The following is a 13,006-nucleotide window of genomic DNA, read 5'->3' on the forward strand; positions in this document are numbered from 1 at the left end:
CCTCGCCTTTCGGCTCGGGATCGAGCGGGGATTCCCGGCGGGTCATGGGATGGCCTCGGCGGGGGTGGCGCCGCCGATTACCGACGAGGAGCGGAGGGTGGCGATCTCCGGCGCGGCGTAGCCGAGTTCGGTGAGGACCGCGTCGGTGTGCTCCCCCAACCCCGGGACCGGGTTCATGGGCGGGTCGAAGCCGGAGAGGATGGCGGGCGGTAGCAGGGAGGGGATGGGTCCCGCGGGGGTGGTGATTTCGCGCCAGCGGTCGCGCTCGACCAGCTGTGGGTGGTTCAGGACCTCGCTGGGGCGGTTGTACTGCGAGTTGCCGATTCCGGCTGCGTCGGCGATCCGCTGGATGTCGGCGAGATCGTGCCGGGCGCACCAGTCGGCTATGGCCTCGTCCAGTTCCGCGCGGTGGCGGGTGCGGCCGGGGTTGGTGCGGAAGCGGTCGTCGGCGGCGAGGTCGGGGCGGTCCAGGATCGCGGTGGCGAGGCGCTGCCATTCGCGGTCGTTGGTGGTGCCGAGGACGACGGTGCGGCCGTCGCGGGTGGGGTACGCGCCGTACGGGGCGACCGCGGGCGAGCTCATCCCCAGCGGCAGCTGGTCGATGCCGGAGTGCCTGGCGTAGGTCAGGTGGTACCCCATCATCTCGGCCATCGTGTCGAAGAGGCTCACGGCGATACTCGCCCCGGGCCGCGGGCCCCCGCCCCGGCCGCTTCCCGCGATCCCGCGCCCGGTGTCGTCGGACCCCGCCACGCTGCCGGATGCCGCGAGCCCGCCTGCCCCGCCGCTCGGCGCCGCTCGCACCCGGTCCCGCTCGTAGAGCGCGGCGAGGATGGACAGCGCGGCATACAGACCTGTGGTGACGTCGGCCATGGGCGGCCCGGGTTTGGCGGGCGCATCGGCGGTGCCGGTCACCGCGCACACCCCGGACTCCGCCTGCACGAGCAGGTCGTACGCCCGCTTGTGCGACAGCGGCCCCCCGGCGCCGAACCCGTCGATCTCCACCGAGATCAGCTCCGGGTACTTTTCCGCCAGCTCGGCCGAGGACAGCCCGAGCCGCCCGACCGCGCCCGGCGCCAGGTTCGAGACCAGCACGTCGGCCCGGCTCAGCAGCCGGTGCAGCACGGCGACGCCCGCCTCGGACTTGAGGTCGAGGGCGACCGACTCCTTCCCCCGGTTCACCCAGACGAAGTGCGCGGCCTGGCCGAGCACGACGTCGTCGTAGTGCCGGGCGAAATCCCCGCCCGCCGGGTTCTCCACCTTGATCACCCGCGCCCCGAAGTCGGCGAGCGTGCGGGTGCACATGGGCGCCGAGACCGCCTGCTCCAGCGCGACGACGGTGACGCCCGCGAGCGGCCCCATCAGATCACCGTGCCACCGTCCACCGGCAGCACCTGCCCGGTGATGAACGACGCGGCATCCGAGGCCAGGAAGACGAAGGCGCCCGCGACCTCCTCCGGCTCGGCCCAGCGGCGCAGCAGGATCCGGTCCAGCATCTGCGGGGCGAAGCGGTCGTCGGTGCGGATGGTCTTCGTCATGGGCGTCGCCGCCAGCGGGGCCAGCGCGTTCACCAGGATCTGCTTGCGCGCGAACTCCTTCGCCAGCGACTTGGTGATGCCGATGATGGCGGCCTTCGCCGCGGAGTAGTTGACCTGCCCCAGCGTGCCGACGAGCCCGGCCGCGGAGGTCACGTTGATGACCCGGCCGGTGCCGTCGGTGGCCAGGAAGGGCAGCGCCCCCTGGGTGACGTTCACCGTGCCGAGCGCGTGGATCTCGAAGAGCTGCCGCACCGAATCGGCGGTGGTGTCCTTGAACATGGCGGGCGCGGTGACGCCCGCGTTGTTCACCACGATATTGAGCGTGCCGCCGGTCAGCGCGGCGGCGCGCTCCCCCGCCTCGCCCGCGGCGTCCCGGTCGGTGACGTTCAGGGCGAAGCCCGCCGCCGTCCCGCCGTTGCCGGTGATCTTCTCCGCGACGGCGGCGGCCGCGGCGCCGTCCAGGTCGGTCACCAGCACCGCGGCGCCCGCGGCGGCCAGCGCCTCGGCCACCGCCGAGCCGATGCCGCCCGCGGCGCCGGTCACCAGGGCCGAGCGGCCGGTGAGGTCGAACAGGTTGCGCTGCGCCATCAGTAGCTCCTCGGCAGTCCCAGGCCGTGCGTGCCCAGGTAGTTCAAGATCATTTCTTGGCTCACGGGGGCGATCCGCATGACGCGCGCCTCCCGGAAGTAGCGGGAGACGTGATACTCCTCCGAGTACCCCATGCCGCCGTGGGTCTGCAGCGCGCGGTCGGCGGCGGTGAAGCCCGCGTCCGCGCACAGGTACTTGGCCGTGTTCGCCTCGCGGCCGCAGGGTTTGCCGTTGTCGTAGCGCCAGGTGGCCTTGCGGAGCATGAGCTCGGCGGCGTCCAGGTGCGCCAGCGAGTCGGCGAGCGGGAACTGGATGCCCTGGTTCTGCCCGATCGGCCGGTCGAAGACCACCCGCTCCTTGGCGTACCTGGCGGCACGGTCCAGCGCGACCCGGCCGAGGCCGAGCGCTTCGGCGGCGATCAGCATGCGCTCCGGGTTCAGCCCGTCGAGCAGGTACTTGAAGCCCTGCCCCTCCTCGCCCACCCGGTCCGCGACCGGGACCCGCAGGTCATCGATGAAGACCTCGTTGGAGCTCACCGCGTTGCGGCCCATCTTGGCGATCGGCCGGATGTCGACGTGGTCGCGGTTCAGGTCGGTGAGGAACAGCGTCATGCCGTCGGTCTTCTTGCTCACCTCGCTGTACGGCGTGGTGCGGGTGAGCAGCAGGATCTTCTCCGACTCCAGCGCCTTGGAGATCCAGACCTTGCGGCCGTTGATCACGTAGTGGTCGCCGTCGCGCTTGGCCGAGGTGGTGATCCGCGGGGTGTCCAGCCCGGCGCCGGGTTCGGTGACGCCGAAGCAGACGTGCAGGTCGCCCGCGGCGATCCGGGGCAGCGTGCGCTGCTTCAGCTCCTCGGAGCCGTGCACCACCACCGGGTGCATGCCGAAGATCGACATGTGGATCGAGCTGGCGGCGTTCATGCCGCCGCCGGAGCGCGACACCTCCTCGGCCAGCAGCGTCGCCTCGGTGATGCCGAGGCCGTGGCCGCCGTACTCCTCCGGGATGGTGATGCCGAGCCAGCCGCCGCTCGCGACGGCTTCGTAGAACTCCGTGGGGAATTCGTGCGCCCGGTCCTTCTCCATCCAGTACTGGTCGTCGAATTTGCGGCACAGCTCGGCCACGGACGACCGGATCAGTTCCTGATCCTCGGACAGGTCGAAGTTCATGCCTTCGGACACTGTGCACCTCCAGTTCTCACGTCATGCGGTCGAACGCACGCCGGCACGGGAGGCCGATCCATCCTCCCGTACCGGCGGCTTCGACCGGCGATCGTCCATCCGGCGCGACACCCTGCTGCCTCCCCAGTCGAGGCGGGTGCGCGCGGACGAGCGCGGGTCGCCCCGGTGCCGTGGCACCCGGGGGTCAGTGCGACGCCGAGTTCACCGGCGTCGGCGCCGCATCGTCGAGGCGCGTCTCCCCCGCCACCCGCTGCCCGAGCGCGTCCAGGTCGTAGGACTGCCGAGCCAGCCAGAAGCGGAGGAAGTTGGTGATCGAATAGCGCAGGAAGAGCGCGGAGCCCACGATGGTCCCGGCCACCCCGCCGAGCGCGAGCGTGATGGCGTCGCGCTGCGCCAGCGGGTCGGTGGTGCCGTGCGAGAGGAAGTAGGAGATCACCGCGACGGCGAGGCCGAGCACCATGAGCGCGACGCCGGTGCGCAGCCACAGGCCGCTGCGGCCCGCGGCCGGGTCGGGGATCTTGAGTTCCTGCAGTTCGCGGACGAAGCGGTCGGCGCGGGTTTCGGTCATGGGGTGTGACTTCCTAGGTAGAGGGCGGCCAATTCGTTGCGGATTCCGTCGTCCGGGTGGCCCTGGCGCACCACGCGGCCGCGGACGAGCACCGCGGCGTGGTCGGCGATGTCGAGGACTGCGGCGGCGAACTGCTCGACCACCAGCACCGCGACGCCCTGCCTGGCGATCTCGGCGACCTCGTCGTAGAGCCTGCCGACCACCAGCGGCGCCAGCCCCATGGAGAGCTCGTCCAGCAACAGCACCGCCGGGTCGGTGGCCAGGCCGCGGGCCAGCGCCAGCATCTGCTGCTCGCCGCCGGACATGGTGCCCGCCAGCTGGTTCGCGCGCTCGCCGAGGATCGGGAAGCGGCTGAACGCGATCTCCTCGATCTCGGCGCGCGGGCGGCCGGTGAAGGTCATCATGAGCAGGTTGTCCCGCACGGTGAGGTTCGGGAAGACGCCGCGCCCCTCCGGGATCAGGCAGACGCCCGCCCTGGCCAGGTCGCGCGGGTCGGCACCGGTGACGTCGCGGCCGCCGAGCAGCAGCCTGCCCGCGGCGGCCGGATGCGTGCCGGAGACGACGCTGAGCGCGGTGGTCTTGCCCGCGCCGTTCGGCCCGAGCAGCGCGACCACCTGTCCGGCCCGCACCTCGAGGTCGACGCCGTGCAGCACGGTGATGGCGTCGTAGGCGGCCTTGATGCCGTCCAGCGCGAGCAGCGGGGCGGAGCCATTGCGCGGCAGCGCCTTCGCGGTGGTCATACTTCCCCCAGGTAGGCGGCGAGGACCGAGGCGTCCGAGCGGATCACCGACGGCGGACCGGAGGCGATGATCTTCCCGAGGTCGAGCACGTAGAGCTCGTCGCAGACGTTCATGACCAGCCCCATGTCGTGCTCGACCAGGAGCACCGCGGTGCCGTCGTCGGCGAGCGAGCGGAGCAGCCCGGCGAAGCGGTCGGTCTCGGTGTGGTCCTGGCCCGCGGCGGGCTCGTCCAGCAGGATGAGCTGCGGCCTGGCCGCGATGGCCCGCCCGACCTCGACCAGCCGCGCGGTGCCGGTCGGCAGCTCGTCGGCGGAGTGGTCCGCGACGTGGTGCAGCGCGAGCCGCTCGATGATCTCGGTGACGACCTGCGCCGCCTTGCGCCGGGCCGGGCCCAGCTCCGCGGCGACCAGCAGGTTGTCCCGCACGCTCAGCCTGCCGAAGAGCTCGAGCCGCTGGAACGTCCTGGCCAGCCCGTGCCTGGCGCGGCGCGCGGGGCCGAGCCGGGTGACGTCCCTGCCGCCGATAGCGACGGTGCCGGTGGTCGGGTTGCGCAGGCCGCAGATCACGTCGAACAACGTGCTCTTGCCCGCGCCGTTCGGCCCGATCAGCCCGGTGACCGCGCCGCGCTCGGCGCGCAGCCCGGCGCCGTCCAGCGCCCGGTTGCCGCCGAACACCACGGTCACGTCGTCAACTTCCAGTAGTGACGGCACGGTCGAGCACCTCCTCGTCCTCGGTCGTGAACGGCCGTTTCACGCCCCACCACTCGACCGGGACCACGCTCGGGTCCGGCGCGGGCCTGGCGCGCGAGCTGTGCCAGACCCGGGCGGCGATCAGCGCGAGCACCACGCCGCCGGTGAACTCCCAGCCGTCGATGGTCTCCAGCAGCCGCAGCCCCCACAGCCCGAGGATCACGGCGATCAGCACCGGGGCGACCAGCCGGTCGCGCAGCATCGGGAACCACTCGCGGCGCATCGGGACGATCGCGCCGTCCTTGAGCATGCCGCCGCCGAAGAGGATGCCGCCGAGCGCGGGCAGCACCTGCGCGAGGTTGAGCAGCCCCGGCCAGAGCACCGGGATGACGTTCAGCGGCCCGGCGAAGACCAGGCCGGTGAAGAGCCCGGCGCCGACCGCGCCCAGCCCGGCGATGGTGACGATCAGGAAGATCGGCAACCCGGCCACCAGGTTGAACTGCTCCGGCGCCACCGCGCTGACCTGCATGCCGTAGAGCGCGCCGCCCAGCCCGGCGATGGCCGCGGCGAGCGCGAAGACCAGCACCCGCGCCGCCAGCAGGTTGCCGCCGAGCGTGGCGTAGGCGGCCTCGCTGTCGCGCAGCGCGATCAGCCTGCGGCCGAACCTGCTGCGCCGCAGCAGCGCGACGCCGAAGCCGACGACCGCGAGGCAGACCGCGGCGAACACCGTGATCCCGCCGGTGGTCTCGATCTTCAGCCCGAACAGGTCGGGGCCGACGATGGAGACCGAGCCCTGGTCGAAGAGCGAGATCCGCACCCCGAGCAGTTCGAACGAGGGCAGCGTGAAGATCCAGCGGTCCAGGATCACCGCGAAGGCGGCGGTCGCCAGCGCCATGTAGACGCCGGAGAGCCGCAGCGCCGGGATCGCGATCACCGCCCCGACCACCCCGGCGATGCCCATGGCGGCGAGCAGCGCCCACCACTGGCCGTCCGGCCCGAGGTGCCCGTAGGCCACCGCGCCGATCCCGGCCAGGCTGAGTTGGCAGAGCGAGATCTGCCCGGCGAAGCCGAGCAGCGGCACGTAGGAGAGCGCGATCATGCCCCAGGCGAACATGGCGCCGTAGGTGATCATGTCCGGCTCGCTGAGCATGCTCGCGAGCATGAGCCCGAGCACCACGACCGCCGCGGCGAAGGCCGCCGAGCCGCCCAGGCTGGGCAGCGGCACCGCGCCGAGCTTGCGGTCCCGCCCGCGCAGCCTGCCGTGCGGGAACACCAGCAGCGCCAGGAAGAGCAGCAGCGCGGGCGCCGCCAGCCGGAGCCCGGGCAGGTACTCGTTCTGCGGCAGGTACCCGGTCAGGTAGCTCTCCAGCAGCCCGACCACGACCGCGCCGAAGAAGACCATCGGCAGGTTGCGCAGCCTGCCGAAGATGGCGGCGGTGTAGGCGGAGACGATGAGCAGCGAGAGCTGCGCGGCGTCCAGCGTGACCGTCGGCGCGATCAGGATGCCGCCGATGGCGGCCAGCTCGATGCCGAGGATCCAGGCGATCCGGTTGGCCTTGCGCGGGTCGGCGCCGGTCAGCCCGACCAGCGCGCGGTCATCGACGGTGGCCCGCATCTCGGCGCCGGTCCGGCTGCGGTACAGCAGGATCCGCAGCCCGATCGCCACGGCCACCGCCACCAGCATGGTGAGCGCCTGGTGCCAGGTGAGCGTCACCACCCCGAGGTCGATCGAGGGCTTGTCCGCGAAGAACCGCGGCAGCGAGCGGGACTCGTTCGGGTTCCAGACCCAGCGGGCCAGCACGATGAGCCCGCTCAGCAGCGCGATCGTCATCACCAGTTTCTCGGCGTCGCCGAGCCCCTGGGTCGGCGCGAGCGCCTTGCCGAAGAGCAACCCGAACCCGGGGGCGAAGACCAGCAGCACGGCGGCGAGGGCCAGCGGCACCGGCCAGCCCCAGCCCACCGAGAGCTGCCAGTACACGAACGCCGAGACCATGCCCGCCGCGCCGTGCGCGAAGTTGAACACGCCGGTCGTGGTGTAGGTGAGCACCAGTCCGCTGCCGATCACGGCATAGATCGCCGCGGTGCTGAGACCGACGATCCCGAACGCGAGGAACTGCTCCATCAGGGCATCACTTCAGATCGGCGAGGCTCTTGCCGACGTCGGCGAGGGTCGTCGGCTTGCCGAAGTCGGCGGTGTACCGGTACGGCGTGAAGCCGCAGTTGAAGACGCCATCGGTGTTCGGGCCGAAGTCCGCGGCCTGCCACCCCTCCGGGGTCGCCCGCTGCACGTTGAAGCAGCGCGGCTGCTCGGCGAACGGCTTGGAGAGGTCGACGGGGGCCTGCAGCCCGCCGCCGGTCCACTCCGTCTCCTTCGCCGCGGTGTTGTAGACGCAGGCGCGGGTCAGGTCGTCGCCGCAGGCGGTGGCGGACTTGGCGAAGAGCAGCCAGGCGCCGAAGGCCTTGAGCCCCTGGAAGGTGATGTCACTGTCCGGCGAGTACTCCGCGTACAAATCCTTCAGCTGCTGCACCGCGGGCAGCTTGTCGGCGGCCGAGAGCGGCGCGGTGTCGGTCAGGTCCGCCAGGTTGTTCTGGTAGCCGAGCGAGGTCTTGGCGGCGTCCAGGAAGATCTCGTTGTACGAGTTGGAGTTCGCGTCGATCCAGTCCAGCTTGTAGTTCATGCTGGTCAGGACCTCTTCCAGCTTGGCGAGGTAGCGGAACTCGCCAAAGAAGATGAGCCCCTTCACGTTCGCGGCCTTGATCGCCTGCGCGTAGGGGGTCCAGTCCGGGACGCCGGAGATCGGGTACAGGTCGCTGTAGGTGATGGTCGCGCCCGCGGCCTTCAGCGACTCGGTGAGCTTCTCGCCCATCACCTTGGTGATCGGGTTGTCGCCGTTGATCATGCCGATCGCGCCCTTGGAGTCCGGGTAGGCGGTGTTGATCAGCCAGTCCTGGAAGCCGGTGTAGGGGTTCACGTTCTCCGACATGGTGGACCCGGCGTTCAGCTGCAGGTCCGAGCCGGTGTTCGCGGTCTGGGTGACCTGCGCCGGGAACTCCGGCAGCAGGCAGTTCAGCCGGTCCTTGACGCCCAGCCCGTCCAGCGCGGCGCTCCCGCCGACCAGGAAGAAGTCCTCGCGACAGGCCTCCAGCATGCGCTGGCGCACCTCCATGAGCTTGGCGTCGCGCAGGTTGGTGCTGATCTTGCGGCCGTTGATGCCGCCCGCGGCGTTGCACCAGGAGGTGAAGACCTTGGCGGCGTCGACGAAGTCGGGATTCTTGGTGAAGCCGATATCGGAGAAGACGCCGATCTCGATCTCGGTGTCGGTGACGCCCTGGGCCGACGAGGCCCCTGGATCGCCCGGCTTGCAGACATCGGTCAGGGTGCCGAAGTCACCGGAGGCCGCCGGGGCGTTGCCGCCGCCGGTCGAGGTCTCCTCGCGGGAGCCGCCTTCGCGACCGCACCCCGCTATCAGGAGCGCGATCGCCATCAGGGCGACGACTGTTCGCTGCGGTTTCACCGTGGTCCTCCTCTGCCGCTGCACTGCAACGGAAACTATCTTCTCAGATTTGGATAATCAATATCTGGTTTCGGGAGAGTGCCACTATGCATCATGCACGCGCCCCGACCGGGCGACCGCGGGCCCGACCCGGCGTTGACAGGGCCCGGCCTGCATGGAAATCTACTAGTTGATATTTGAGAACGTAATTCTCCTAGCTGGGAAGGAAGGTGCCGCCGATGACAGCGCTGACGCTGAAGGCGGCCGGGCTGCTCGACGTCGATTCCGGCGAGATCGTCCGGCCCGGCATCCTGCACATCGAGGGTGACCGCATCGTCGGCGTCGGGGGGCCGGTGACCGGCGAGGTCGTCGACCTCGGCGACCTGGTGCTGCTGCCCGGCCTGCTGGACATGGAGGTCAACCTGCTGATGGGAGGGCGCGGCGAGACCGGGCTCTCCTCCAGCGTGAAGGACGACCCGGCGCTGCGGGTGCTGCGCGCGGTCGGCAACGCCAGGCGCACGCTGCGCGCGGGGTTCACCACGGTGCGCAACCTCGGGCTCTTCGTCAAGACCGGCGGCTACCTGCTCGACGTCGCGCTCGGCAAGGCCATCGACCAGGGCTGGATCGAGGGGCCGCGGATCGTGCCCGCCGGGCACGCCATCACCCCCACCGGCGGGCACCTGGACCCGACCATGTTCGCCGCCTTCGCCCCCGACGTGCTCAAGCTGACCGTCGAGGAGGGGCTCGCCAACGGCGTGGACGAGGTGCGCAAGGCGGTGCGCTACCAGATCAAGCACGGCGCGCAGCTGATCAAGATCTGCGTCTCCGGCGGGGTCATGTCGCTCACCGGGGCGCCGGGGGCGCAGCACTACTCGGACGAGGAGCTGCGCGCCATCGTGGACGAGGCGCACCGGCGCGGACTCAAGGTCGCCGCGCACACGCACGGCGCGGAGGCGGTCAAGCACGCCGTCGCGGCCGGTATCGACTGCATCGAGCACGGCTTCCTCATCGATGACGAGGCCATCGACCTCATGGTCGAGCACGGCACCTGGCTGGTGCCGACCACCCGGCTCGCCGATGCCATGGACATGTCGCACGCCGAGCCGGAGCTGCTGGCCAAGGCCGCGCTCATGTTCCCCAAGGCCCGCACCTCGGTGCTGGCCGCGTACAAGGCCGGGGTGAAGATCGCCGTCGGCACCGACGCACCCGCGATCCCGCACGGCCGCAATGCCGACGAGCTGGTGGCGCTGGTGGAGCGCGGGCTGCCCGCGGTGGACGTGCTGCGCGCGGCCACGATCCGGGGCGCCGAGCTGATCGGCGTCGAGGACCGCGGGCGGCTCGCCGAGGGGTTGCTGGCCGACGTGATCGGTGTCCCCGGTGACCCGATCGAGGACATCACGCACACCAGGGACGTGCGTTTCGTGATGAAGGGCGGAAAGATCCATGTCCAGAAGTGACGACCTGCTGGAGATCCAGCAGACGCTGGCCCGCTACGCGGTGACCATCACCAAGGGCGACATCGAGGGGCTGCTCGCGGTGTTCACGCCGGACGGCAGCTACAGCGCCTTCGGCGACACCTACACCCTCGACCTCTTCCCCGACCTGGTCGCGGCGGCGCCCAAGGGGCTCTTCCTGACCGGGCTGCCGGTGCTGGAGATCGACGGCGACACCGCGGAAGGCACCCAGCCGCTCTGCTTCATCGACCAGAGCACGCACGACATGCGCATCGGGTACTACACCGACGCGCTGGTGCGCACCGCGGACGGGTGGCGGATCAAGACGCGGCGGATGACCTTCATCCGACGCAGCGGGGATCACGATTCCGGGATCCCGCACGCCTTCGAGCGCTCCAAGGGATGAGCGCTGACGCGAGGTCGGCCGCGGGTTCGGCGGCGGACGGCGATACGGCGGGAGCGGACTTCGCGGGCGACCGGGGTGTCGCGGAGTTCCGCTCGGCGCTGCGCGCCTGGCTGGCGCAGCACGACCTCTCCCCCGATGCGGACCACTCCCTCGACGGCCAGGTGGCGCAGCTGCTGCGGGTGCGGAGCGCGCTCTTCGACGCGGGCTGGATCCGCTACGGCTGGCCGGCCGAGGTGGGCGGGCTGGGCGGCCCCGCCGCGCTGCGCGCCGTGCTCGGCGAGGAGATCGCCACCCGCGACCTGGCCGAGCCCGGCATCTGGTCCATGATCGAGGTGCTGGCGCCGACCATGATCTCCTACGCCCGCCCCGAGCTGGCCGCGGAGATGGTGCCGCTGCTGCTCTCCGGCCGGGAGCAGTGGTGCCAGGGCTTCTCCGAGCCCGGCTCCGGCAGCGACCTCGCCTCGCTCAGCACGAAAGCCGTTCCCGACGGGGAGAACTGGGTCGTCTCCGGGCAGAAGGTCTGGACCAGCCTGGCGCAGTACGCCGCCCGCTGCGTCCTGCTCACCCGCACCGGGCCCGGCCACGACGGGATCACCGCCTTCTTCGTGGATATGGACTCCCCCGGCATCACCGTCCGCCCACTGCGCACCATGCACGGCGTCGACGAGTTCGCCGAGGTCTTCTTCGACGACGTGGTCGTTCCCGGCGCGCGCATGCTCGGCGCCCCCGGTGACGGCTGGCGGGTCGCCATGGACCTGCTCCCGCACGAGCGCTCCACCTGCTTCTGGCACCGCATCGCGTACCTCTGCACCCGCCTCGACCAGGTGCTCGAGCAGACCACGCAACCCGACGACGCCGCGCTCGGCGCCGCCTACCTCGCCCTGCACACCGTGCGCAGCCGCTCGCTCGGCACCCAGCGCAGGCTCGCCGCAGGCGCCAAGCTCGGGCCGGAGACCTCGATCGACAAGGTGCTGCTCGCCACCGCCGAGCAGCGCCTCTTCGACACCGCGCGGGACCTGCTGCCCGGCGCGGTCGAGCTGGACGACGGGCCGTGGCGCACCGAGTTCCTCTACTCCAGGGCGGCGACGATCTACGGCGGCACCGCCGAGATCCAGCGCAACATCATCGCCCGCCGCCTGCTCGACCTCGGGAAGGAGTGAGCCGTGAGCTCGGCTCTCGACACCGCCGAAGTGGCAATGCTGACCGACACGGTGCGCCGCACCATGCTCCGCGCCGCCGGGCCGGAACTGGTCACCGCGCTCGGCGAACTCGGCTGGCCCGAACTGCTCGCCGACGCGCCGGAGCTCGCCGTGCCGCTGGTCTTCCGGTTACTCGGCGAGACCGGTTCGCACGGCCCGCTCCTGCTCGACGTACTCCGGCACGCGGGCGCTACGCCCACGGCCCTGCCCTTCGCGGGCGGGCGGTGGGTGGAGTGGGCAGGAACTCCGCCCCCGGCGGACGACAGGGCGAACGGGCACGGCCAGGGCGAGACCGGCGCCGCCCTGCGCGAGCCGGGCGCAAGCAGCGCCGCCCTGCGCGAGCCCGGCGCAAGCAGCACCGACCGGCGCGAGCCGAGCGCAAGCAGCGTGGGCTCGGTCGACGAGGCGCTGCCGCTGCGCGCGGCCGCGGCGGGGACGACGCTGCCCGCGCACGCGCTCGCCGAGGGGCGCCGCGCGCTCGGCTGGTGGCTGCTCGGCACCGGCCACGCCATGCTGGCGCTGGCCCGCACGCACGTGCTGGAGCGCACCCAGTTCGGGCGCCCGCTCGCCTCGTTCCAAGCCGTCCGGCACCGCCTGGCCGAGACCCTGGTCGCCCTCGACGGCGCCGAAGCCGCGCTGCTCGTCGCCGACGAGGCGGCCGAAGCCGCCCGGCACGCAGGCCACGCGGCGCACGACGCCTCCCGGCCCGGCGGCCCCGCCGCGCCCACGGCACACGGCCCCGCCGCGCCCACAGCACACGGCCCCGCCGCGCCCACAGCACACGGCCCCGCGGCGCCCACAGCAGACGACCCCGCCGCGCCCGCGGCGCACGGCCTCGACCCGGCCACGGCGGCGGCGCACGCCGCACTGCTGGCGAAGGCCGCGGCGGGACAGGCGGGGTTCACCGCGGCCAGGCACTGCCAGCAGGTGCTCGGCGGGATCGGCTTCACCGCCGAGCACGCTCTGCAGGGGCACGTGCGCCGCACCCTCGTGCTGGACGGATTGCTCGGAAGCTCAGCGGAACTCACCCGCGCGGCGGGCGCGCACATCCGAAAGGCGGGCGCGGCACCGCGGCTCGCCCAGCTCTGACCCACGCCGATCGCCGCCGAGCCCGCCCGGCGGCGATCGGCGTCGCGCGCGCCCGCACCGGTGCAC

The 13,006-nt window shown here is 71.9% G+C and carries 12 protein-coding genes; 4 read left to right on the forward strand and 8 right to left on the reverse strand.

Annotated elements, in window-relative coordinates; genetic code table 11:
• Positions 1–42: 42 nt before the first annotated feature.
• The 8 genes from ACFUUZ_RS10090 to ACFUUZ_RS10125 form a co-directional block, all read right to left on the reverse strand.
• Positions 43–1,359 carry a CaiB/BaiF CoA transferase family protein gene (locus tag ACFUUZ_RS10090; protein ID WP_378694504.1) on the reverse strand — a complete coding sequence of 439 codons (1,317 nt, stop codon included), beginning with the start codon at positions 1,357–1,359 and terminating at the stop codon, positions 43–45.
• The gene (locus tag ACFUUZ_RS10095; RefSeq protein WP_378694506.1) at positions 1,359–2,123 is read right to left on the reverse strand and encodes an SDR family NAD(P)-dependent oxidoreductase; all 765 of its coding nucleotides are present in this window, start codon (positions 2,121–2,123) and stop codon (positions 1,359–1,361) included. The genes ACFUUZ_RS10090 and ACFUUZ_RS10095 overlap by 1 nt, the downstream gene beginning before the upstream one ends.
• Entirely contained in the window at positions 2,123–3,289 is a 1,167-nt protein-coding gene (locus ACFUUZ_RS10100) for an acyl-CoA dehydrogenase family protein (RefSeq protein ID WP_378694526.1), read from the reverse strand. Before ACFUUZ_RS10100 ends, ACFUUZ_RS10095 begins: the two co-directional genes overlap by 1 nt.
• Positions 3,290–3,485: 196 nt before the next feature.
• Positions 3,486–3,869 carry a hypothetical protein gene (locus ACFUUZ_RS10105; protein ID WP_378694508.1) on the reverse strand — a complete coding sequence of 128 codons (384 nt, stop codon included), beginning with the start codon at positions 3,867–3,869 and terminating at the stop codon, positions 3,486–3,488.
• Positions 3,866–4,609, reverse strand: coding sequence for an ABC transporter ATP-binding protein (locus ACFUUZ_RS10110; RefSeq protein ID WP_378694510.1), 744 nt, complete (start codon positions 4,607–4,609; stop codon positions 3,866–3,868). The genes ACFUUZ_RS10105 and ACFUUZ_RS10110 overlap by 4 nt, the downstream gene beginning before the upstream one ends.
• On the reverse strand, positions 4,606–5,319 hold the full coding sequence (locus ACFUUZ_RS10115) for an ABC transporter ATP-binding protein (RefSeq protein WP_378694512.1): 714 nt from the start codon (positions 5,317–5,319) through the stop codon (positions 4,606–4,608). The genes ACFUUZ_RS10110 and ACFUUZ_RS10115 overlap by 4 nt, the downstream gene beginning before the upstream one ends.
• Positions 5,297–7,420 (reverse strand): ABC transporter permease, encoded by a 2,124-nt coding sequence (locus ACFUUZ_RS10120; protein ID WP_378694514.1) that lies wholly within the window; start codon positions 7,418–7,420, stop codon positions 5,297–5,299. The genes ACFUUZ_RS10115 and ACFUUZ_RS10120 overlap by 23 nt, the downstream gene beginning before the upstream one ends.
• 7 nt (positions 7,421–7,427) lie before the next feature.
• On the reverse strand, positions 7,428–8,813 hold the full coding sequence (locus ACFUUZ_RS10125; RefSeq protein ID WP_378694516.1) for an ABC transporter substrate-binding protein: 1,386 nt from the start codon (positions 8,811–8,813) through the stop codon (positions 7,428–7,430).
• A gap of 218 nt (positions 8,814–9,031) precedes the next feature.
• On the opposite strand from ACFUUZ_RS10125, the gene ACFUUZ_RS10130 reads away from it, so the two are divergent.
• Genes ACFUUZ_RS10130 through ACFUUZ_RS10145 form a run of 4 tightly spaced genes read left to right on the forward strand, consistent with a single transcriptional unit; the run spans position 9,032 to position 12,940 of the window.
• The gene (locus ACFUUZ_RS10130) at positions 9,032–10,249 is read left to right on the forward strand and encodes an amidohydrolase family protein (protein WP_378694518.1); all 1,218 of its coding nucleotides are present in this window, start codon (positions 9,032–9,034) and stop codon (positions 10,247–10,249) included.
• The gene (locus ACFUUZ_RS10135; protein ID WP_378694521.1) at positions 10,236–10,652 is read left to right on the forward strand and encodes a nuclear transport factor 2 family protein; all 417 of its coding nucleotides are present in this window, start codon (positions 10,236–10,238) and stop codon (positions 10,650–10,652) included. Before ACFUUZ_RS10130 ends, ACFUUZ_RS10135 begins: the two co-directional genes overlap by 14 nt.
• Positions 10,649–11,812: an acyl-CoA dehydrogenase family protein gene (locus ACFUUZ_RS10140; RefSeq protein ID WP_378694523.1), complete on the forward strand. Its 1,164-nt coding sequence runs from the start codon at positions 10,649–10,651 to the stop codon at positions 11,810–11,812. The genes ACFUUZ_RS10135 and ACFUUZ_RS10140 overlap by 4 nt, the downstream gene beginning before the upstream one ends.
• A 3-nt stretch (positions 11,813–11,815) precedes the next feature.
• Positions 11,816–12,940 (forward strand): acyl-CoA dehydrogenase family protein, encoded by a 1,125-nt coding sequence (locus ACFUUZ_RS10145; RefSeq protein ID WP_378694524.1) that lies wholly within the window; start codon positions 11,816–11,818, stop codon positions 12,938–12,940.
• The last annotated feature ends 66 nt before the right edge of the window (positions 12,941–13,006 follow it).

The organism is Nocardia sp. NPDC057353, from assembly GCF_042667085.1.
Lineage (GTDB): Bacteria > Actinomycetota > Actinomycetes > Mycobacteriales > Mycobacteriaceae > Nocardia.

Coding starts and splice junctions, on each gene's coding strand:
- ACFUUZ_RS10090 (WP_378694504.1), bottom strand. CDS start 1,359: ATGGGGCCGCTCGCGGGCGTCACCGTCGTCGCGCTGGAGCAGGCGGTC.
- ACFUUZ_RS10140 (WP_378694523.1), top strand. CDS start 10,649: ATGAGCGCTGACGCGAGGTCGGCCGCGGGTTCGGCGGCGGACGGCGAT.
- ACFUUZ_RS10120 (WP_378694514.1), bottom strand. CDS start 7,420: ATGGAGCAGTTCCTCGCGTTCGGGATCGTCGGTCTCAGCACCGCGGCG.
- ACFUUZ_RS10100 (WP_378694526.1), bottom strand. CDS start 3,289: ATGAACTTCGACCTGTCCGAGGATCAGGAACTGATCCGGTCGTCCGTG.
- ACFUUZ_RS10110 (WP_378694510.1), bottom strand. CDS start 4,609: ATGACCACCGCGAAGGCGCTGCCGCGCAATGGCTCCGCCCCGCTGCTC.
- ACFUUZ_RS10135 (WP_378694521.1), top strand. CDS start 10,236: ATGTCCAGAAGTGACGACCTGCTGGAGATCCAGCAGACGCTGGCCCGC.
- ACFUUZ_RS10130 (WP_378694518.1), top strand. CDS start 9,032: ATGACAGCGCTGACGCTGAAGGCGGCCGGGCTGCTCGACGTCGATTCC.
- ACFUUZ_RS10095 (WP_378694506.1), bottom strand. CDS start 2,123: ATGGCGCAGCGCAACCTGTTCGACCTCACCGGCCGCTCGGCCCTGGTG.
- ACFUUZ_RS10105 (WP_378694508.1), bottom strand. CDS start 3,869: ATGACCGAAACCCGCGCCGACCGCTTCGTCCGCGAACTGCAGGAACTC.